Raw genomic sequence first — 22,357 nt, forward strand, 5'->3', positions numbered from 1 at the left:
AATCCTCAATACAACTGATTAGTTCTATCTGAGGAGCATAAAAGTACCTCTTTTTTCAACTTTCTGGTTGAGATCATCTACGAAACTAACTTTATACAAGTACCAGCCAAGTTCTGCAAGTTGGTTTTTCACCATTCCATCCCACCCCAAAGCTTGATTATCTGTGTGAAAAACTACACATCCCCAACGATTATAAATTGTAAAATTATAGGATGCCAACTCAGTAGCAATAGGTTTTATATCATCATTTTTGAAATCACCATTTGGTGAAAAAGCAGTAGGAAAAAAAACATCAGCACTTCTTTTGAAAGTAATTGCATTGGAAAGACTTTCTAACTTACCATCATCAGATACTGCTTTAATCTGAAAGGTATATTCAGGATCGCTGTCTGAATTCAGTTTGGGAGTATAAGGATTCTGATCTACGGCTACCTCTTGCGCACTACCACTGCTACCGGTTTGGAGCATAGTATACGACTCAATAGGAACCAGAAAAGGCAAGTGGTCAGACCAGGTAAATGTAGAGTGCTTTTTTTCAAGTAAAATTGTACACAATGGAGGAGTAGCAGGATATTGTTGCCCACAGGATGAATAACTTAACTTATAACAATATGACTTTTCGGACGGTTGAATATTATTGTTATCCAGATATTCATTTTGAGAATTAAGGATCATAATTCTTCTGAAAAGACCATCTTTACTTTCTGCTCTTTCTATCGTGAGATCGTAGGATTTCCCCGACGCTTCTGCCATTATCAGCACTCCGTTCCCACTTACACTAACAGACGCCTTTTCCAAACCTAAACTACCACTATTATTTACTCTGATTGCTTCCTCTGCAGATTGAGAGGATGCCCCTACCAAAATCGCCTTCACTGAATATACCTCAAAATCCCCACAATCAACGTCCGTGTCTGTAAAGGATACTTCGTCAATATCTCCGAATGTTTCGATCAAATTACCATTCCTATACAACTCGTAATTTCTAAAATCAGCTGCTACAGGATATTTATTCCAGGATAATTTCACCGTCCCACCACTTGACTCAGCTTTGATAGCCATAGTTGTTATTTCCTTTGATGGAAGACTTTCTCCGCAATTGTCCATCGACAGCAATCTCACAGTATAAGGCTTGTCTTTACTTAGCGACCTGATAGAAAATGTGTTAATTCCACCCAAAGACCAACTTTCTCCATTATTAAAGTTGGCTCCACCATCAACACTATATTGTACTTGTGTCCTGATTGCATCAATACCTTTATAAGTGAAAGATAAACTTCCCCCGGAAGACATATCAAGGGTTGAGATTTGTATGCCTGTAAGCTCTGTCTGCTGGAATATTACCGGTAACTCAAGTGTTACACCTTCTTTACACACTGCCGACTCATTGTAAAGCCCTCTAACCTTTATGATCGGTCGTGTAGTCGTATTGGTGTATGTATGCTCTCTGTTAAGATTGTCTCCTTTTATCCAATACTCTGGAGCAGAACCATCTCCCCAGTTAATTTCTACTCTTTCATATGCGTTAAGAATAACATCCTGCGTAAGCAACAAATTTACCTTTCCCGCCCCACATGCAGTCAACAAATGATTTACACCTCTGCTTTCTGAAACAGTAACTTTCTCACAGTGAAAGAATGCTCCATTACTTGAAGCACCTTGTTGCAATATGGTGAACTCTCCTGGATTCACATATCTGAATGATGAGATATTTTGTGTGGAAGGATTAAGAGATCTCCCATCATAACTAATATTATATCCAACTAGCACAGGATTTGGAACAGTGCTTTCCCAAGTTACCGTCAAAGGGGCACATCCTTCATTTTTATCTAATGTAAATCCTCCTCCACCTCTGTAACAGAGCCCTTGCCCATGTGATACATTTGAAAGAAGCAATAAAAATCCAATCAGAAGTAGTAAGTGTGTTTTCAGTTTCATAATTCTCATTTAATCCGGATTCTGATTTAGATACATTGATCCGGAAGCTGTGAAAAGGAGTTGCAAATTTACAGGATTATCATTGATTATCTTTCAATTAGCAGCCAAAACCATTAAATGGTTACACAAGGGGATCTATCTGACTAACAGGAAGCTGCCAGACTTGGAAAATGAGCCGCTTTTTATATTATTACCCTCAATCTTATAGGTATAATAACCAGGTGCAGAGGGTTTTCCATCTACTGACCCATTCCAGCCATCAATTGTATTATCGGACTTGAATACTACTTCACCCCACCGATTATAGATCAATAACCGGAATTCATCCGCGAAATAGCTCTTCACTAAAAAAATATCATTGTATCCATCTCCGTTGGGAGTAAATATATCCGGTGCCCACACAATCAGATTCCCGCTGATGGCAATTACATTGGAATAACTGACCATGCCTCCTGATTTAGCCCTTACCTTAAAAGTGCTGTTACCGTCTTTATCCAAATCAACAGCCTGTTTATGATCAAGCTGTTTAGACGTCTCTTCTTCTATATTTCCGCTCTCATCCATTCTGATCAGATCGTAGGATTCCACCTGACCAGTAAATGGCGATTGTGTAGTCCAGGACATATCCTGCACATTATTGGTCAGCAAAACTGAACAAATCACATCACTAGGAGGTGACGCTTGTTTACAGGTATTTTCCCAGCTAAAACGATAGCAATAAGAAGTCTGAGCAGTGTTCACTCCCGAATCTGTGTAAGAGAGAATTGTATTATTATCAGGAGAGATTTTCTGAAAACTATTGCTACCAGCATCGGCTCGTTCGACAATCAGATTAGAAAGTGTGGTAAGTCCGTCTACGCCTGTCAGGCTCACAACGGTAGAGATCTGATTATCACTTTCAACGGAAACTTCGGCAAGCCGGATCACACCTGGCGCTGTAAAGGTGGGTTCCAGAGTAATAGGAGCGGAATAGGATTTTACTGATCCGTTCAAACTGGCAATAAGTGTATACCTGTAACTCGTACCACATTTCAACTGCGAATCCAGATGGTCCGTTCTGTCACTACCATTATATACTGATTCTTTCTCTATAAAGGTCGGCCCTTCCTCTCTCAGAAGCTGATATTGCAGTAAATTCACCGGATCCGGATAAGCATCCCACACCAGATTATTTGACTCGTCAATTACAAGTGTTCCTTTCTTCAATACCAGACTACTAACAACCTGACTCTCAGTAGGATTATCACATATATCAATAGAAACCAATCCGAAGTGATACACTTTATTTGGATCCAGACCAGTTATCGTCACCTCTTTTTCTCCGCCCGTTTCATCACTTATTTTACCTGTTTTCTCAAATACTCCGTTACCTTCGGCTTTGAGCACCTCGGTTTTGATACCCTCCATAGCATCGTATGTGATGATCGCTGTTCCATTATCTTTCATCTGCACACGTTTGATTTTAATGCTTGCGAGTGAACGGGGATTGGTAAGGCCTGACATCACTTTTGATTTGATCTGGGCGTCGCAATTATTCCCATTGTAAAGACCGCGGATTGTTGCAGAAGGATTGGTCGGTATAACTTCATCCAGAATTAATGCATCTCCTTTTTTAACTATCTTCTTAACGCCATTGCTCCAAATCACTTCTATCTCATCATAAGCCCGATAAATGGCATCATCAAGAATGGTCAGTCTCACTCTGCCATCACGACAAGTGGTGAATTCTGCATTCGGAGCGGCAGTTTCTCTTACAACAATATCTTTACAAAGCACAAAGCCTGTACCTTGTGACCCCCATTGCAATATTGTGTAGGGACCTGCTTCTGTGTATACAAAGGAAGAGTCAAATGTTCTCTGGTTAGTCGCAGGGAAGTCTGTCTGATTTTTATCGAATTTAAAAACATATTCAATCGATTCTCCTCCATGTTTCTGGTTTCTAAGCTGAAGGGTTTTTCCTACACACACATCTTCATCTGCCAGAACAAACGCACCTTTATTGGGATTGTCACAAAAAGGAGTTTGCGCGCTCACGCCTTGCAGACTTAGCAAGTAAAGAATCAGCAAAGACAATAAGCGTAATTTTCCTTTCATAACGATAGTGTTTCACCCCAAACTGGTAGTTGAATTTGAGATACATCCCTGAAACGTATTAAACGAATCCTTTGTTTTGCCATTACAAATTCAAAAATAGGACTTTTCCACATTTAGGCTGTACCTTTGAATTTTAAAACGAGTTTTTGTTTAAAACTATTTTTCATCAACTCCATTTAATGGACAATAACGGTGATACTGCTGTGTTAGATACAATTGAAGAAGCGATAGAAGCGATACGTCGCGGAGAAATGATTATTGTGGTTGACGATGAGGACCGGGAAAATGAAGGTGACTTTGTATGTGCTGCTGAACTGATTACCCCTGAGATCGTCAATTTTATGGCTCGTGAGGGACGCGGACTGATTTGCGTTCCGATTACAGAAGAGCGTTGCGCTGAACTTGATCTGGAAATGATGGTGGGCAACAACACTGCCCTGCACGAAACTGCATTTACAGTCTCTGTTGATCTTCTTGGACATGGTTGCACTACAGGTATATCTGCCAGCGACCGCTCCAGAACAATTCAGGCACTGGTAGATCCTGAAACCAAACCTGAGGATTTGGGACGTCCAGGTCATATATTCCCTTTAAAAGCAAAAAAAGGTGGTGTATTAAGAAGAACAGGCCATACCGAAGCTGCGATAGACTTTCCGCGTCTTGCCGGATTGGCTCCGGCTGGTGTATTAGTAGAAATCCTGAACGAAGATGGTTCCATGGCACGCTTGCCACAGCTCCGTGAAATCGCTGATAAATTCAACCTGAAATTGGTCAGCATTAAGGATTTGATTGAATACAGACTGAAAGAAGAATCATTAATTAAAAGAGAAATAGGCGTAGATATGCCCACTCAGTGGGGACATTTTGACCTTATCGCATATCGCCAGATCAATACAGGAGACCTTCACCTTGCACTCGTAAAAGGAACCTGGGAAAAAGATGAGCCTGTGCTTGTACGCGTACACTCATCCTGCATGACGGGGGACATTTTCGGATCCTGCCGCTGCGACTGCGGACCTCAATTGCATGCGGCTATGGATATGGTAGACAAAGCCGGCAAAGGTGTGATTGTATACATGAACCAGGAGGGCCGTGGAATAGGACTTCTGAATAAACTGAAAGCTTATAAACTTCAGGAAATGGGACGTGATACTGTGGAAGCGAATCTGGAACTTGGTTTCGCCAGTGATGAGAGAGATTACGGGGTTGGTGCGCAAATCCTTCGCGACCTGGAAATTTCGAAGATTAAAATTATCTCGAACAATCCTAAGAAAAGAGCCGGCCTCATCGGCTACGGATTGGAAATAGTGGATACGGTTGGCATTGAAATTCCGTCCAACCCACATAACGAACAGTATCTTCTTACCAAGAGAGATAAAATGGGTCATAATCTCAGCAACTTAACGTTTCCTGCAAACGGATGAGCCCTATTCTGACAGCTTCAACAGATAGTGATATTTTGAAATGCCGCAGAGCCGTTCAGGCACTGCGGCCATTGCTTACAAATGAGGCCTATGAAATCGCCATCAGAAAAACACTGGCAGACAATCGCCTGATGATTTTTGCGGAAGAGAATAATGAAGCAGCAGCAATTGCTGTTTTTGAAACAGGCTACAACCTTTTCCGTGGAAAATACATCTACATTGATGACCTTTCAACTTTACCGGAATACAGGGGAAAAGGGTATGCCGGAAAATTGCTTGACTGGATTTTTGATTTTGCAAGAAAAGAAAATTATGACCAGATACATCTGGATTCCGGCGTCAGCGAGTCGCGTACGGATGCACATCGTCTTTATTTAAATAAACGCTTTGAAGTAGCAAGTTTACATTTCACAGCAAAACTTTGATCGTAACGCGACCCGCAACACACTTTATATTTCTAATAACGGATTACCACATTTCATGAATATTCATCAGGTTTTTGAAGCATTTAATACACTACGCGTACTGGTTATTGGCGATGTAATGGTTGACTCCTACGTTTGGGGAAAGGTAGAACGTATATCTCCTGAAGCTCCTGTTCCTGTAGTGAATGTTCACAAAAGAGAATATCGTCTGGGTGGAGCAGGTAATGTGTTATTGAATGTTCAGGCGCTTGGTGCTGAAGCCATTATATGTAGTGTAATAGGAACGGATACGTCCGGCGACCTGCTTGAAAACAGTCTGAAAGAGAAAGGACTAAATTGCGAAGGGCTCATCCGAAGCGAAAACCGAATCACTACAATTAAAGAAAGGATTATTGCCGGATCTCAGCAGGTTGTACGCATTGATACCGAAACGGATAAACCTGTAAATGCGACAGAAACTGCTCAGCTAATCGCAAAAGTAAAAGAACTGATACCTTCCTGCCAGGTGATTATTTTTGAAGATTATGACAAAGGCGTACTGACAGCGGATTCCATCAAGGAGATCACAGATTTTGCCAACGAGCACAACGTTCCCACGGTTGTGGATCCTAAAAAGCGTAACTTCCTGGCATATAACAATACAACGCTTTTCAAGCCAAATCTGAAGGAACTTCGCGAAGGATTAAAAATCGATTTTAATGTTGATAACCCGGAAGAACTTAGGGCGACGGTTCAGCAATTGAAGGAAACCCTCAATGCCAAAGGTGCATTAATCACACTCTCAGAACGAGGTGTTTTTATCGACTTTCAGGATGAAATGCATCATTTACCTGCACATATCCGACACATTGCCGACGTTTCCGGTGCAGGCGATACGGTTATCAGTATTGCAGCTTGCTGCGTAGCGCTAGGTCTGCCATCCAAATCGGTTGCTGCTATTTCTAATTTGGGAGGTGGGCTCGTATGTGAACTGGTGGGTGTTGTACCTATTGACAAAGAATTATTAAAATCAGAAACATTAAAACTGGCTTAATCACCAGTTGATGCCCGTCTGTCCCAAACCCAGCTTACGGACAAACTTGGAAGAAAAACCAGACCTGCCGGTTATATAGCGGACACTAGCTCCTATATATGGGGTTGTTGCAGGTGTGTCCGATGTAAGATTCTGCCGCGCACTATTGAAAGTCCGAAGTTGACGAAAAGTGGTTACACCAGCCTCCAGTGAGACGTTGATAGCGGAAAACAGGTGAGCATTCGCAGAAATTCCTGTCTTGATTTGCCGATAATTTTCTCTCCGTAGTATTTTTTCTTCCGGTGTATAAACCTGAAAACCTCCGCTATAGCCATTCAGGCCAGCCATCATATCCATGTTAAACCACTTCGTTACCTTGTAGTTGGCATTGACCATAAACGGAAGAATGGCAGATACACGCCAATGACCCAATCCTTTGTTGATACCAAAAACCGGCACAAAACGTAATTTCTGGTTATATGTAATAGCTGATCCATAAAGTATCTGTGTGCGCAATCCAAGTATGTGCATTCTGGCAGCACCTCCCCAGAAAAAGGGCTGAGGAGAGAAGAACGTCTCGTTACTCTCCGTTACACCCAGTCCACCACCATACACCCAAAGACGATCCTTAATACTAGCTTGCATACGTAGCACACCTACAGAAAGCGTTTTATACCCATTATCCGGAGTATCAACACCATCTATAGTAGGTTGGATCTGGGTAAATTGAGCAAGCATAACAGTATGTACCGCTCTCAAATCGAGCTTTTTTCTCAGACTGTAACCTAGCTGTACTTCGCTCTGAATGGGAATTACTCCATAAAAGCCACTTCTGGTCAACCCGTAATCCCTCGTACCATCCAGGCTTGATGGCACATTGTAATCTGCCTTTAGAGTAATATTGGGATAAAACAGACGACTTAGTGAAAAGTGTTGCGCATTAGCGACAGTATGCACAGTCAGCAGAAAACCTGTCAAAAGGCAGCAGGAACGGATCATAGGAATTTGTCGGGGTACAATTTCCGCAAATAACGAGCAAAGCATGAGCGTATTGTATATAATGCGTAAAGAGAAATTCTCCCGTCACTAAGATTCCATCGTAAAAAGCACATCCGATGAATAAAGAAATAGTACATTATGGGCTAAGAATCGTATTATCACTAAACCAATTTTCACTTTATCAAACCTCCATGAAACGAATCATAAGTGCTCTGCTTCTCTTTGCTCCCTTCTTAGCTTCAGCCCAAAACGAACAAACCTTTGCAGAAAAACTGGGCTATCCTAAAGGCAAAAAGGTTCTCATTATACATGTGGACGACGTAGGCATGTCGTATGAATCTAATCAGGGAGCGATTAAGGCAATTCGCGAAGGTGTTGCCAACTCATTAAGCGTGATGATGCCATGCGGATGGGTACCGGGATTCGTGAATTATTGGAAAGACAACAAAGATATTGACGCGGGTCTGCACCTTACACTCACCTCTGAATGGCAGGATTACCGCTGGGGGCCATTGGCAGGAAAGCCTAAAGTAAAAGGACTCGTTGACTCACAGGGAGCGATGTGGAGAAGTGTTGGTGAAGTGGTTAAAAATGCCTCTCCGGATGAGGTAGAGACTGAGATTCGCGCCCAGCTGGAGCGCGCGCGTACCATGGGGCTGGAACCAACACACCTGGATTCGCACATGGGAACCTTGTTTGCAACCCCCGAATTCCTGCAACGGTATTTGAAAGTAGGTATGGAAGAGAAAATCCCGGTAATGTTTCCTGGTGGGCACAATACCGTAGTGCAGCAACAGGAAAAAGTGATTAGTGACCAGCTTGCCATGACGCGGATGGTGGGCAAACAACTCTGGGATGCAGGATTGCCCGTTCTGGACGATCTCGAAAATAGCAGCTATGGCTGGAAGGGCCCCGAAAACGGAGATAAGTCGGAAAAAGCACTTCAGAAGTATAAAACTGAAAAGTATATCAATGCCATTAAAAACATCAGACCCGGACTGACTATGGTAATTATGCATTGTACTATACATTCCGAAATTTTTCCTCATATCTCAGACTCTCACGTTACCAGAGAAGGAGATTTCCTTGCTATGATTGATCCTGAACTCAAAAAATACATTGAAAAAGAGGGTATTATTTTGACAACCTGGCGGGAAGCGATGGAACGGAGAAAGAAGGTGAAATAACATGTTAAAAAGGCTAAATCTCAACAGATTTGGCCTTTTTATCTAAATGGGCAAACACCATATTATAAAAGTCAGAGGGCAGAAAGGGCTTAACCAGATAATCGGAAAAGCCGTTACTCATCGCCCGCTCTTTTTCATCTTCAAAAGAGGAAGCCGTAACTGCTATCACCGGAATATCTGATCCATGTTCCCTGATCAACTTCGTAGCTTCAAAGCCATTCATCACAGGCATCCTGAGATCCATGAGTATAAGATCATAAGGTCTGCTCAGAAACTTCTCAAATGCCTCCTTCCCATTCGCCGCAGTGTCTGCTACAATGTCTTTTTTCTTCAGAAAAGTAGTAGCCAATAAAATATTTGTGGTATTGTCATCCACTACGAGCACCTTTGCATCCGCATATTGTCCAGGCTGCACGGGTAGAGACATTGGAGCTTCTACCTCCACCAAATCTGTAAATTCAAAATCAATATCAAACGAGAATTCTGTACCCTTTTCCGGGATACTTTTCAGTCGTATCTCACTTCCAAAAAGACGAAGCAATTCTTTTGTAATCGTAAGTCCAAGACCCGTTCCTTCATTTTTTTTTGTCCCCTGGTTGCCTCCCTGGGTAAACAGATCGAATATAGTAGACTGTTGATCAAAAGGAATTCCTATACCAGTGTCAGTTACCTCAAATTGCAACCGGATTATTTGTTCACTGCGGCTTATTTCTCTTACCGACAAAACCACTACACCCGACTCAGTAAACTTAATCGCATTATGAATCAGATTTGTGATAATCTGATGAAGCCTTCCTTCGTCGCTGATAAGCCGGTATGGAAGTTTGTTTCTGACTTCAAAAACAAGATCCAGATTCTTGTCTCTGGATTTAGGCAGAAAAGTTTTCTTCAGATTCTCCAGGAGAAGAACCGGATCAAACGGCTTGTGATCCAGCTTTACATGATTTGAGTTAATCTTATTAAAGTCCAGAATATCATTCACAACGGCCATAAGGTGGTTGGAAGAAAACTGTAATGTTTGAATTAACTCCTTCTGAAAATCTGACTGAAGTTTTTCTTTGAGCATCAGGTGAACCACACCTACAATTCCGTTTAACGGCGTCCTGATTTCGTGACTCATCATAGATAAAAAATCTGTCTTCGCCCGGGTAGCTTGCTCCGCAATTGCCACCTGCTTCTCTAACAGGTCGTTTTGCTCCCTCAACGAATGCTGATAATAGAAGGCCCTCTTTTCATTGCTGTAGCGCTGCCACACAATAAAAGGAAAGGCACATTGCGCTAAAAAGAAAAACACACCACCTTCTCTCATAAACAAAGCCAGAGCATGAGGGCTTAGCCGATATAGCGCTACAGGAAAGAAGATTAATACCAGAACCGAACATTGAATAGCTTTTCGAATCGGCCAGCGAATCACCAGACAATAGAAGATCAGGCAGATCGTCATATTAAAACAGGCTCTCTCATAAGCCTGATGAGGTATTGTAGCCAGAATTGCTGAATGAAAGACAATGAGAATGAGGTAATTATAGAATGCCAGTTTCTGACTTGATAATCCGTAGAAAAAATGCCAGGTCAGAATCACAGAAAAACACAAACTTGCAGATCCTACAAGTTGAAAAAGTTCTATGACATTAGGATGGTTATTTAAGTAGTACAGTACCGATAAGGCGGGGTAGCCAAGAATAAGCGCAATTGAAAAAACACGATGCCCCCATTGCGATTTGCGTTCATGTTCTTTTTCCCAAACAGCCTCAAAATGACTTGAATATACTACCGTATCCAATGCTGAATCTAACTATTTAACGTTAAGTGCCCGAAGATACAACTAAAAAAGTGATGTTTTTTAAGTAGTATAACTTTAGGAAGCACCAATAGTCATCTCACAAAAGAATAGTAATGTTTTCGATTAAAACATAGAAGATATTTCAGCTATTTAGACAATTGAGTTAATTCATCCCTTCCTCGATCTCAACTGGAATGCGAGTCATTGTTGTGAGTCCCAAATTCGTTGCTGATCGCCCGATCTTCTTGTGCAAGATATTGGCCACATTGCTCTTTATTAAATATCATTTGAATCAGCCTTCGTCAATCCGGCAAAGCAAACCTATACAAACAAAAGCCCTGACAACCAAAGTCATCAGGGCCTTATTATTTTAAAAAGCCGAAAGCCAATAGTTGACGGCCGATAACTTAAAGATCTATCGCTTCACCATAAGCTGCTTCAACAGCACCTTTCAATGCTTCAGACATGGTTGGGTGAGGATGAACCGCACGCATGATTTCGTGAGAAGTTGTTTCCAGTTTACGTGCCACAACTACTTCCGCGATCATTTCTGTCACGTTAGCTCCGATCATGTGTGCTCCAAGGAACTCACCATATTTCGAATCAAAAATCACTTTTACGAAACCGTCAGTAACGCCTGCTCCAACCGCCTTTCCAGACGCTTTGAAAGGGAATTTACCTACTTTGATATCATAACCTGCTTCACGTGCTTTCTTTTCAGTAAGACCAACAGAAGCAATTTCTGGCTGGCAGTAAGTACATCCCGGGATGTTACCGTAATCCAAAGCTTCGGTTTTGTGACCTGCGATTTTCTCAGCACAGATAATACCTTCCGCAGTAGCCACGTGTGCCAAAGCCGGACCAGGCGTACAGTCTCCGACTGCATAGAAGCCAGGAACGCTGGTTTCGTACCATTCGTTAACTGAAATCTTACCTTTATCTGTTTTGATACCTGTTTCTTCCAGACCGATGTTTTCGATGTTTGAAACAATTCCGGCAGCAGACAATACTACGTCTACTTCGAAAGTTTTCTCGCCATCCGGAGTTTTAACAGAAACTTTGCATCCTTTTCCGCTTGTATCTACAGTCTGAACTGAAGAATTGACAAGCGTTTCGATACCCAGTTTTTTGTATTGTTTGGCAATTTCCTTAGAAATATCCTCGTCCTCAACAGGCACAAGGTTTGGAAGGAATTCAACAACAGTAACTTTGGTTCCCATTGATGCATACACATAAGCGAATTCCATTCCGATTGCTCCTGAACCTACAACCAGAAGAGATTCAGGCTGTTTTTCAAGGCTCATTGCCTTACGATATTCAATAACTTTTGTTCCGTCTATTTTGATATTCGGCAGCTCACGCGCACGAGCACCAGTAGCGATGATAACACCTTTCCCTGCAGTGTAATCAGTAGTTTTTCCGTCTTTGTCGGTAACAGCAACGGTTTTACTGCCTTTTACCTTACCAGTTCCCATGATGACATCAATCTTATTTTTCTTCATCAGGAAGGAAACTCCTTTGCTCATTGTATCAGCAACTCCACGGCTACGTTTGATCACCGCACCGAAATCTGCAGAATACTCTCCGGCATTAATACCATAATCTTTGGCATGCTTGATGTATTCAAACACCTGAGCACTTTTAAGAAGTGCTTTTGTAGGGATGCAACCCCAGTTCAAGCAAATTCCACCTAAACTCTCTTTTTCAACGATTGCAACTTTAAGGCCTAATTGAGAGGCACGGATTGCTGCGGGATAACCACCGGGACCGCTTCCAACAACGATCACGTCATATGTTTGAGCCATTTTCTGGTATTTTTATTTGTAAGAAATGGGTTGACAAAAATTTTGCCCCAAAGTTAGTAATTATAGTCAGGCAATTGACAATTATAGGCAGGTATTGTCAAGTATGGTCAGGTGTAGCCATTTTTGTCAGGTATTGTCAAGAACGGTCGAATATTGTTCTGGATGTCAACTTGTAGTCAGTGGTTGAAAGAAGTTTCAGTTTAAGCTGGGAAATAAGCCACATACAAGGATGTTACTTAGAGAAGATTAGCCGTCCATCAAAGATGATACACCTGTCAACGCGTTTAACCTGATTGTTTGATGAAACTTGAAGAGCTACACATTTATCAAATGGCTATGACTTTGGGGGAAGAAGTATGGAAGCTGACTGAAACATGGAATTATTATATCAAAGACACTATTGGTAAACAACTCGTTCGTGCTGCGGATTCTGTTGCTGCCAATATTGCCGAAGGGTTTGGGAGATATCACTATAAAGAGAATCTGAACTTTTGTTTCTATTCCAGAGGTTCTTTAAAAGAAACCAGCACATGGCTAACAAAGGCAAAAAACAGAAATCTGATTTCAATAGAAAAATTCGAAGAATTGAATCAACTTTGCGAATCGTTGTCAGTCAAGCTTAATAACTATATTAAGACGATTGGGAAGACAAATTCAAGTCAGGGATAGTCAGGCTTTGTCGAGAATTGCCATTTATAGTCATGAAGCCGTCAGCTTTGTACCTTGATTGCAACAAATGACCACTTCCTGACCACCAATAACTATCCATGACAACTTTCTGACTACTCTTGACAATTAATGACCATTTTCCGACAAAAAATTTCATTTTTAACTTAAACTTCAAATGACAGCAGAGCAATTGAAAGACTTGAAGGCCCGTGTAGAGGCTTTGGGGAGGTATCTTTGACTACGGTAACCGTAAAAGACAACTAGAAGACCTCGAACAGCAAACGGTGCAACCGGAATTCTGGAGTGACTCCACCCGCGCTGAAAAAACAATGAAAGAAATCCGTGGGCTCAAATTTTGGACCAATGGGTATGAAGAACTGGCGCGCCTCCGCGACGACCTGGACACGATCTGGGAATTTTATGATGCCAGCGAAGCCACTGAAGAAGAAGTGGACGAAGAGGGCAAAAAGCTTTCTGACAAGCTGGATGAAATAGAATTCCGGAAAATGATGGGCGAAGAAGGTGACGAACTCCCGGCTGTAATTGAGATCAACTCCGGTGCTGGTGGAACTGAATCGCAGGATTGGGCTTCCATGCTGATGCGGATGTATATCATGTGGGCGGAGAAAAACGGCTACAAAGTACGCGAGGTAGATTTGCAGGATGGCGACGTGGCCGGAGTCAAATCGGTTACACTGGAGATTGATGGCGAATATGCCTATGGAAACTTGAAATCGGAAAATGGTGTGCACCGCCTTGTTCGTATTTCACCTTTTGATTCCAACGCAAGGCGCCATACTTCATTTACATCAGTATATGTGTATCCACTGGCTGACGACAACATCGAAATTGATGTCAATCTTGCGGATATTACGTGGGATACCTACCGTTCCGGTGGAGCAGGTGGACAAAATGTGAACAAGGTGGAAACTGCAGTTCGTCTGCATCACAAACCATCGGGAATCATTATCGCCTGTCAACAGGAGCGTTCCCAGTTGATGAACAAAGAAGTAGCCATACGTCTCTTGAAATCTCGTTTGTACCAGATAGAATTAGAAAAACGGAATTCAGCGCGTGCAGAAGTGGAAGCTTCCAAACGTAAAATCGAATGGGGATCCCAGATCCGCAGTTATGTACTCGACGATCGTCGCGTTAAAGACCATCGTACCGATCACCAGACTTCAAATACCGAAGCTGTATTAAATGGTGAGATCAATGATTTCATTAAGGCTTACTTGATGGAGTCGTAAAATATAAGAATCTCCAGGCAAATTGTCCCGGAGATTCTTTTTTTAACTTCGTGAATGCTCAGAAACAATCTACACTACCACAAACTAGGCACTGGCCCAAACATTCTACTGGCCTTTCACGGCATCGGACAAACAGGCAGTTCATGTTTTCAACCCTTTGCAGATCACCTTGGAGGCCATTATACCATTTATGCTTTTGACCTCTATTTTCATGGTAGTAGTAATATTCCCGACTTTTGGGCTAAGGATGAATTGATAAGCAAAAAAGCTTGGCACGACACCATTGCTCCATTTCTTAAAGAAAATGAAATTAAACAGTTTGATATAGCCGGTTTCAGCATGGGTGGGAGATTTGCCTTGGCGACACTGGAATTATTTCCTCAACAAATCAATAAAGCATTCCTCATAGCTCCGGACGGTGTATCTGAACACCCTCTATATACCATCGCTTCCCGCTCCAAAGCCGCAAGGAGTCTGTTTCGATGGCTGATGAAAAATCCATCTGTCTTTTTTAAATCGGCTGACTTCCTGCAAAAAACAGGACTTATCCACAGTAGCCTCTACCGTTTTACACAACAGGTTTTAAATACACCCGAAAAGCGGCGTACTATATACAATTCCTGGGTTAGCTTCCGCGATTTTCACTTTAATATCTCGTCGCTATACAAGCTGACGCAATCTCAAAATATTGATCTGCTACTTTTTACAGGAAAATTTGATAAACTATTAAAACCTTCTGCTGTCGATAAACTCAGAAAGTTACTCCCTGAAAATAAATCGATGATATTACAAAGCGGTCATACACAACTCGTGGAAAAAGTAGCTTACCTCATCGCTACGAATGTATTTTTCAAACCTTAAAAAAGAAAAATTATCTCTTGATATAATCCATCATTGTTACTAACTTTCTTAAAACCAAAACATTCCAAAAGTTATGAACATGATGAATCGAATCGAACATTGGGGCGATACGCATCACCCGGCCTGGCTGGATGCTGTTCGTATTGGCTTAGGAGTACTCCTTTTTGTTAAAGGTGTAAGTTTTATCAGCGATACCACCAAACTCTCTGAGTTGGTAAGTGAGCTGGACATTCGGTTATGGACTGTGACTGCAGTTCACTACGTAGCATTTGCACACATTTTCGGAGGATTTTTGATTGCACTCGGTTGCCTCACCAGGCTTTCAGCGCTTATCCAGATTCCGATCCTCATCACCGCTGTATTTTTTGTAAACATGAGAACTGGCTTCTCTTACCTCAATTCTGAATTGTGGCTTTCTTTAATTGTGCTATTTCTTGTAGTCCTATTCTCAGTAATTGGCTCCGGCAGATTTTCAATGGATGAATGGATGAAAAATCATGATCGTTAGGCAGACAGCACTTCCGTTTTATAGAGGTACTTTTTCTTGTATTCCAAAGGAGTCATTTCTGCTACCTTCCTGAAATGGCGGTAGAAATTGGATACATTATTAAACCCGCATTCAAAACAGATCACTTCCGTGGCCAGCCTGTCTTCAATCAGGAGACGACAGGCATGGCTAATGCGGATCTCAACCAGAAAGTCATTATATGTCTTACGGGTCATCAGTTTGAAATACCTGCAAAATGAAGTTACCCCCAGGTTGGCAATAGCAGCCACTTGCTGCAGGCTGATATCATTTTTGTAATTAGCAAGTGTAAATTCATAAATTCTGTTCAGGCGCAGCGTCTCCATATCATTGGACTTATAAAATGCATGTCCCGACGTTATATCCGTCTTGTCTGCAGTTTCTGCGAGTGCGCTTAATATTGACAACAGGAGGATAAGCTTTTCCATATTTGTAGCATTTGCAGCCTGCTGCATCAGCTTCACAATTTTTTCTTTTGCAGCACCCTCTTCTATAATTAAGCCCCTTTTTGCCCTTTCGAATAATTTCGGTAACAAATAAGTCTCAGGCAGGCTGAGAAAGTCACTGCCAAAACAATCGGGCAAAAAATGAATCACAATGACCTCCACTCCTGAGCCGGATCCCTCCTCTATCCTCCATACGTGCGGGAGATTTTCGCCCAATAATATGAGCTCGCCATCCGAGAAATTGCCGATGTTATCACCTATAAGTCTCACACCCCTTCCTTTGATGAGATAATGCAACTCAAGTTCCGGGTGGTAATGCCAAACCGTGCCGAAACCTGCGGCCTGCTCGTGGCGAACACTGAAAGAGTTTTGAGATTTAAGCGGAACGCGATGAAAGTGCGGCTTCATAATAACAGTACATCAGGTATATACATCGTCCTTATAAGTCAATTTTCCCTGTATATACTGAATTATTTCCAAAGCGACCTACACAGGCAGGGCAATTAAAATCTCTTTCGCCCATGTTCGGAAACCAAAGCCAGTACGCACGTATCGCTCCAACCTGTCTTTACAGAATTATACTCACAAGAGTAATAATGCCGAATTATAAATAAAGTACAAATTCTAAAATCATGGGAAAACAAATTGAGCTCAATGAGTTATTGCAACACTACCGATCACCATAATATCAGACAAATAATACATCCAGATACTGAATCTCATATTTTCAAGAGGAATATACAAACTGAAATTACAAGCTAAATATACGGCGAATAGAAAAATTAAAATTTTCATTCATGACTATAACAATCAACAATATTAAATAAACAAAAAATTAATGAGTAACATTATTTACTTTATAAGTATTTGATATACATATAATTATCGGTAATTAGTTTTTTAATAAATATTAGAAAAATGAATAAATTAATAGAATAAAAGTTTAACTAAATGGTATACAAATAGTTGATAAAATTATTCAATACATTCATATTGAGTCAAAAGTCTGTTGGTAAATTGAAATTCAATTACAAATTCATAAAGAAAAATTTATAATAATTAACATAAAATTAAATCAACTATATCAGCCCTATTACATCATTAGAATAAGATTACAAAAGCAGTTTTTATTTATTTTTGCTGAAATTTTATCCGATATAATGTTTTGCGTTATGAGAATATAAATATATTTGCCCAACACATTTATCATCTACTGCATAACCAACAATATGTAAAATATTATTTGGCACAGCAAAAAAAGAACAATACCAACAAATTGAAAATCTGAAATAAGCACAATAAATCACAGATTATAAATATCAATCCTTAGATGCTTCCTACTTTATAAAAAGGCTCTAAAGATCCGGGTCTTTATCCCTGGCAGAAACAACATTACAGAGCGTATACACGGGTGGCTTCCACTGTATGCAGCATGGAAGTGGTATGCCCAAACGAAAGCATTTTTAAACCTAACCAACATTCAAAGCCCTTAAATATTACAATTTCGACTCATACTTAGTAAAACGAACCATTACGAACTGGCAACTCGCATTTGGGAAGGCTCCTTATTGCCTTACGTTTATCAGATCCGTTAGCTTACACGAGCTGTACTACTCCAAAAATTTTCACTCCTTTTAATATTACTAACATCATGCGTAAACTATTATTTTCCCTTTCCGCTATTGCAGCCAGTTTATTCCTGGCACCGGCTCAGGCTCAGGATTCAACAGAGGGCGCTTACGACAAAGTATCCATTGGGCTCTCTCTCAATCACGATGCTTTCTTCGGATTTAATCCACAACTTAATGGGTCTATCGCTACGAGCAGCACTTCTGCATTTACCTTTTACGGTATACAGTGGGGTGCTGGTACTGCTGCAGCATGGGGAAACTGGACTGAGTTCGGTGTAGGATACAGTTTTCAGGCAGGAAAAACCATTACCATTAATCCTCAGGTCGGATTTACCATGGGTAATTTGCTGTCCTCCTACACTACCGGAAAATATGCCATCGGAGATGGAATCGTGCCCAATTTGACAGTGAATCACAACAGCTCTAAAACAGAAGGACAGCTGTATTTCGGATACTACGGAGCACTTAGAAAAGAGAGCCCGATAACGGCAAACTATGTACATTACTGGTTCAACTTCGGTGGAAAAATCAAGCCATACCTGTCTGCCGGAGCACATTTTGAAAATCTTTTCCGTTCTGGCGGTGAAGGCCAGCCTACAAGCACATCCCAGTATTATACATGGGTTGGACCTTACGTTCAATTTACAAAAGGTAATGCAGGCTTAAGATTCTCTTTCGGCGGTAACCTTGCCGGTAACGATGCAAAAGCTAATTTTGACGGAGATTTCTATAAAATGAATCTGTTCTTCAACTTCTGATTGAAGAAGAAAGTGACGAAAGATTTTAACGATTATATTCTGAGTAGTTAAGTTAAAGTACCCGCGGGCCCAATTTGTCGGAATTGGCGAAGCGGGCTCTTTCTTTATCTTTAAATGTAGTTTCCTGAAAGTACTTTCCTATCAACCTCTATACAGGTTTTCCATTCTGGCCATATACTGTCCCATAACCGTTTGTTGACTGTAGAGAATCAGGTTCTCAAAAACTACAGTTTTCAGAACATTGAAGAGATAAGAATTAAAATCAGAGTGCGTGTAAAGCAGCTGTCTTTCCTGCCATATCCTGTCAAAAGTCTGCTTGATTGCACTTTCAGCATCATCATGATCTTTAAGCAGATTGATGCAAAATTGATATGCAGGAGTGCTGAAGTGCCTGCATAGCTGATCAAATGCACTTTCATCGCCATTCGTTACGCGATTCAGAATTTGTTCGGTGGGGAAGATCATTGGACAGTAAGTTAATACATGCTGAAATCTATTTTCTGGATAGCCAACTCAGATTAAATCTGTAATGAATACTGCTGCTGATAAGATGAATAAGGTTATCTGGCGACTGCGTAATAGCAAGGTATCCTCTTGGCTCAGCCTTAGTCTGATCCATCTCAAAAGCACCGGTCCAGGCCCCTCCGTTGAGATAGCGATCTTTACCATCCGTCAGTAACTTTTTAACAGGCCAGGTTTTCCCGTCATCGTAGGATAAGGCAGCATACATCCCAAATCCTTTGTAGGTTCCTCCTTTTCCATCGGAGAAAAGCATTCCTTTTTTATTTTCATCCGGCTCTTCGGGGTGATGAGTGAAAGAAATCAGCAACAAAGGTCCTTCTTTTAAACGCAGAAAAACCAACCGCTGCCCTCCTGCCACGGGTGGAAACTCAGACGCGGAATAAGTCCATGACTTACCCATATCTTTGGAGATACTCATGGGCATACGCATCACACCTTCTGCATTCGCAATGTTATTATTACGCCCCAAAGCCATCAAACTACCGTCTTTCAGCTGCACCACTCCGGCATGGATACCAGCAATAAGTCCGCCTGTACCACCTGCTTTAAACTCAGGTACCTCAGGATTTGTATAGGGATTCTCCCAGGTTTTACCACCATCTTTGCTAATGTGGATTGCTGTACCTCCCACCGGTCCCGGATCGGCATCTCCAGCCTGCACCAGCCATCCTTCTTTCGTTTCGAACATGCCACCTATTACCTGATTCCGAACCTGATGTTCCGGATCTGCCATAGCTGGTGCCGACCAGCTTGCTCCATTATCTGTACTTGTCCGAAGCACCATCGCCAGATTTTTCCAGTCGCCGTCAGTTTCCACACCATTCATATAATAGAGCGTTCCTTTTCCATCATGGAAAATCGACGAGCCCGTCATATTCCGATCCGGTACTTTGAAAAATTCCGACGGCTTATCCCACTGGCTTTGCCCGGCACGTAACCTGCTGCCTAATATGGTCATTTCCCGTCCTGATTCCTGATTGGTTGAAAACCAGATCGCCAGCAAATCGCCATTAGGACACCATGTAATGGCCGGACAATGGTTGTGATGAAAAAACGGCACTTCATCAGGGCATTCAGGCTTATGCACATAACGTACAGGCTCTATGAAAACGGGTTTTGACTCTGAAACCTTTTTCCATTCAAATTTCTTTTGCGATACATTCTGAAAAATAGCCGTTGGCGCTATGGCCGGAAGAGGCTTCGTGATTGGAACATCACCCTCTACAATTCTGAATCCAAGCTGAAAATGTTTATCCTCAGGAATCATCGCCATTCTGTTGGAAGAGCGAAGATAGGCAACCGGCGTTCCGTGGCTTCCTCCTCTCGTTACTCTGAACAAACCTGAAATCCGACCAACGGGATCACTCTGCTCACCAGCCGCGTAGGGTCCGTACCAATCAGAACACCATTCTTCCACATTTCCATGCATATCATAAACCCCGAATGCATTCGACTCTGCCTGAGCAACTTTAAGAGATACAACTTCAGGATTCCGGTCTGTTTTCTGGCTCTTCAGATGTGCTTTTGACAAAAATCTACCCGTTGAAAAATCGGTAACGGTACCTGCCCTACAGACGTATTCCCATTCTGCCTCGGTGGGCAAACGGTATTTTTTACCTTCCTTCTTACTCAGCCATTCACAAAATGCCTTTGCATCCTGATAACTCACAAAAATAACAGCTTCGTCATCCTCTTTCGAGAATCCATCTTTACCTCTGAACTTCCTGTGATCCGGGTCAAAGGCTTCATATTGTGCATTGGTAACTTCGGTTTTCGCAATTTTAAAGCTCTTTACTGAAACCCTGTGAACAGGACTTTCATCAGCAGTTTCTCCCTCTCCTTCTGCTCCCATATAGAACTTCCCCGCGGGGATAGCCACCATATCAATTCCGGCAGAATTTTTTTGACCAAAAGAATCATTTGCTGCTGATAACAGTAAGGCAATAGCGAGAATCCGCTTCATAAACGATGTATTATTTAATCAGATATTTGTCAAATATACCAGCAATCCCCAGTTCTTCCTGCAATTGCTCAACCTGACCGAGCAGCGTATCCATACGAACGGTCAGATCTGAAGTTAAAATACCCACGTCTCTTCGCGTAAAGAGAGAAATCGGGAAGCCCCTTTTCTGAAGGCTGTATTTTGCAATAATTGGATAAGCAGCGTGAACAATATCCATCGTGTCCACAAAAAACTGCTGTACTTTTTGCACCTCTCCCTGCTTTTCTGGATCGTTAAAATGTTTACATATCCACACAACCAGTTCCGGATAAATATTCCCCTGTATACAGGAAAGGCCCGCTGCGCCGGCTCTCAAAGATGAAACAGCATTCACCATGTAGGCGTCGTACAATCCAAATTCATACCCTTTTGCTACTTCAAGACGACGCGCTACTTCAACGTCATCCAGACAAGTGTCTTTATGATAAACAATTCTTCCGCTCTTTAGCAATTGAGCCAATATATCACTGTTTATCAATCTCTTATATGGCACAGGACATTCATAAAACCCGAGTGGAATAGCTTCCGTCAATGCGATCAACTCCTGTGCCCTTTCTAAAAATACCTGATCTGATTCGTCTTCAGCAGCTACAAGTCCCGAAATAACAATCACTGCCTGAATGCCGGTTTGATATATACGTTTAACAAAATCAGCTTGTTCAGCAATAGGTCCGCCAAATGTGCCTGTTGCCACCACCGGCACACGGCCAGCAACCTGATCCACAACAGTTTGCGTAACAGCGATACGCTCGTCTTCACTCAGTTCAAACATTTCGCTTGAAAGACAATTGGCGAAAAGCCCGGCAGCACCTGCTTCAATATAGAAATCTGTTAATGTTTTCAGCCCATCATAGTCAACGTCGCCGTTTTCAAAAAATGGGGTAAGCATCACAGGGATGAAGCCCTGTGGTAATGAGGAAGGTTTAGGAATAGCAGTCATACACTTTATTGGTTGGTATTCTTGAATAGATCGCAATTCGCTCAGAGATCACTCTAAGAAATCATTCTCGGCAATCCCACAAAAG

At 41.8% G+C, this 22,357-nt stretch carries 18 protein-coding genes; 9 read left to right on the forward strand and 9 right to left on the reverse strand.

From position 1 onward, the window contains the following. Positions 1–24 precede the first annotated feature (24 nt). Positions 25–1,938 (reverse strand): T9SS type B sorting domain-containing protein, encoded by a 1,914-nt coding sequence (locus tag DSL64_RS14710; RefSeq protein ID WP_158547926.1) that lies wholly within the window; start codon positions 1,936–1,938, stop codon positions 25–27. A 135-nt stretch (positions 1,939–2,073) separates the two neighbouring features. After that, a complete protein-coding gene (locus DSL64_RS14715; RefSeq protein WP_115831677.1) occupies positions 2,074–4,032 on the reverse strand; it encodes a T9SS type B sorting domain-containing protein in 1,959 nt (652 codons plus the stop codon). Between the two features lie 179 nt (positions 4,033–4,211). Between DSL64_RS14715 and DSL64_RS14720 the strand changes: the two genes are divergently transcribed. The 3 genes from DSL64_RS14720 to DSL64_RS14730 are packed head-to-tail and all read left to right on the forward strand — an operon-like array spanning position 4,212 to position 6,914. Next, positions 4,212–5,456 (forward strand): bifunctional 3,4-dihydroxy-2-butanone-4-phosphate synthase/GTP cyclohydrolase II, encoded by a 1,245-nt coding sequence (locus DSL64_RS14720; RefSeq protein WP_115831678.1) that lies wholly within the window; start codon positions 4,212–4,214, stop codon positions 5,454–5,456. Then, positions 5,453–5,881: a GNAT family N-acetyltransferase gene (locus tag DSL64_RS14725; protein WP_115831679.1), complete on the forward strand. Its 429-nt coding sequence runs from the start codon at positions 5,453–5,455 to the stop codon at positions 5,879–5,881. Before DSL64_RS14720 ends, DSL64_RS14725 begins: the two co-directional genes overlap by 4 nt. Before the next feature lie 55 nt (positions 5,882–5,936). Continuing rightward, positions 5,937–6,914, forward strand: a complete 978-nt coding sequence (locus DSL64_RS14730; RefSeq protein WP_115831680.1) for a bifunctional heptose 7-phosphate kinase/heptose 1-phosphate adenyltransferase — start codon at positions 5,937–5,939, stop codon at positions 6,912–6,914. Here DSL64_RS14730 and DSL64_RS14735 read toward each other — a convergent pair whose 3' ends face one another. After that, entirely contained in the window at positions 6,915–7,937 is a 1,023-nt protein-coding gene (locus DSL64_RS14735; RefSeq protein WP_229217096.1) for a DUF6268 family outer membrane beta-barrel protein, read from the reverse strand. It abuts the gene before it with no gap. A gap of 146 nt (positions 7,938–8,083) precedes the next feature. On the opposite strand from DSL64_RS14735, the gene DSL64_RS14740 reads away from it, so the two are divergent. Continuing rightward, positions 8,084–9,079 (forward strand): polysaccharide deacetylase family protein, encoded by a 996-nt coding sequence (locus DSL64_RS14740; protein WP_115831682.1) that lies wholly within the window; start codon positions 8,084–8,086, stop codon positions 9,077–9,079. A 13-nt stretch (positions 9,080–9,092) separates the two neighbouring features. Here the strand turns inward: DSL64_RS14740 and DSL64_RS14745 are convergent, their stop codons facing one another. Both DSL64_RS14745 and lpdA read right to left on the reverse strand, forming a co-directional pair. Continuing rightward, the gene (locus DSL64_RS14745; RefSeq protein WP_115831683.1) at positions 9,093–10,862 is read right to left on the reverse strand and encodes a response regulator; all 1,770 of its coding nucleotides are present in this window, start codon (positions 10,860–10,862) and stop codon (positions 9,093–9,095) included. 407 nt (positions 10,863–11,269) lie between these two features. Beyond that, the gene (gene lpdA, locus DSL64_RS14750; RefSeq protein ID WP_115831684.1) at positions 11,270–12,667 is read right to left on the reverse strand and encodes a dihydrolipoyl dehydrogenase; all 1,398 of its coding nucleotides are present in this window, start codon (positions 12,665–12,667) and stop codon (positions 11,270–11,272) included. Between the two features lie 300 nt (positions 12,668–12,967). Between lpdA and DSL64_RS14755 the strand changes: the two genes are divergently transcribed. The 4 genes from DSL64_RS14755 to DSL64_RS14770 all read left to right on the forward strand — a co-directional run bounded on the left by DSL64_RS14755 (position 12,968) and on the right by DSL64_RS14770 (position 15,955). Then, positions 12,968–13,336 carry a four helix bundle protein gene (locus tag DSL64_RS14755; protein WP_115831685.1) on the forward strand — a complete coding sequence of 123 codons (369 nt, stop codon included), beginning with the start codon at positions 12,968–12,970 and terminating at the stop codon, positions 13,334–13,336. Between the two features lie 175 nt (positions 13,337–13,511). Next, positions 13,512–14,586, forward strand: a protein-coding gene (gene prfB / locus DSL64_RS14760; RefSeq protein WP_115831686.1) for a peptide chain release factor 2 whose coding sequence is annotated in 2 segments (ribosomal slippage) — positions 13,512–13,571 and positions 13,573–14,586 — 1,074 coding nt in all. Because the reading frame shifts where the segments join, the coding sequence is not laid out codon by codon here. A gap of 54 nt (positions 14,587–14,640) precedes the next feature. Next, positions 14,641–15,447 (forward strand): alpha/beta fold hydrolase, encoded by an 807-nt coding sequence (locus DSL64_RS14765; protein WP_115831687.1) that lies wholly within the window; start codon positions 14,641–14,643, stop codon positions 15,445–15,447. A gap of 73 nt (positions 15,448–15,520) precedes the next feature. Continuing rightward, a complete protein-coding gene (locus DSL64_RS14770; protein ID WP_115831688.1) occupies positions 15,521–15,955 on the forward strand; it encodes a DoxX family protein in 435 nt (144 codons plus the stop codon). Here DSL64_RS14770 and DSL64_RS14775 read toward each other — a convergent pair. After that, positions 15,952–16,827: an AraC family transcriptional regulator gene (locus DSL64_RS14775; RefSeq protein ID WP_115831689.1), complete on the reverse strand. Its 876-nt coding sequence runs from the start codon at positions 16,825–16,827 to the stop codon at positions 15,952–15,954. The genes DSL64_RS14770 and DSL64_RS14775 overlap by 4 nt on opposite strands. A 1,243-nt stretch (positions 16,828–18,070) precedes the next feature. Here DSL64_RS14775 and DSL64_RS14780 point away from each other — a divergent pair. Then, on the forward strand, positions 18,071–18,808 hold the full coding sequence (locus DSL64_RS14780; RefSeq protein ID WP_115831690.1) for a DUF6733 family protein: 738 nt from the start codon (positions 18,071–18,073) through the stop codon (positions 18,806–18,808). A gap of 141 nt (positions 18,809–18,949) precedes the next feature. Here the strand turns inward: DSL64_RS14780 and DSL64_RS14785 are convergent, their stop codons facing one another. From DSL64_RS14785 to DSL64_RS14795, 3 genes are read right to left on the reverse strand one after another with little or no spacing between them, the layout of a single operon-like run. Continuing rightward, positions 18,950–19,273 (reverse strand): RNA polymerase sigma factor, encoded by a 324-nt coding sequence (locus tag DSL64_RS14785; protein WP_115831691.1) that lies wholly within the window; start codon positions 19,271–19,273, stop codon positions 18,950–18,952. Between the two features lie 28 nt (positions 19,274–19,301). Continuing rightward, on the reverse strand, positions 19,302–21,293 hold the full coding sequence (locus DSL64_RS14790; RefSeq protein WP_115831692.1) for an SUMF1/EgtB/PvdO family nonheme iron enzyme: 1,992 nt from the start codon (positions 21,291–21,293) through the stop codon (positions 19,302–19,304). 10 nt (positions 21,294–21,303) lie between these two features. After that, positions 21,304–22,272 (reverse strand): dihydrodipicolinate synthase family protein, encoded by a 969-nt coding sequence (locus tag DSL64_RS14795; protein ID WP_115831693.1) that lies wholly within the window; start codon positions 22,270–22,272, stop codon positions 21,304–21,306. Between the last annotated feature and the right edge of the window lie 85 nt (positions 22,273–22,357).

Source organism: Dyadobacter luteus, assembly GCF_003383615.1.
Lineage (GTDB): Bacteria > Bacteroidota > Bacteroidia > Cytophagales > Spirosomataceae > Dyadobacter > Dyadobacter luteus.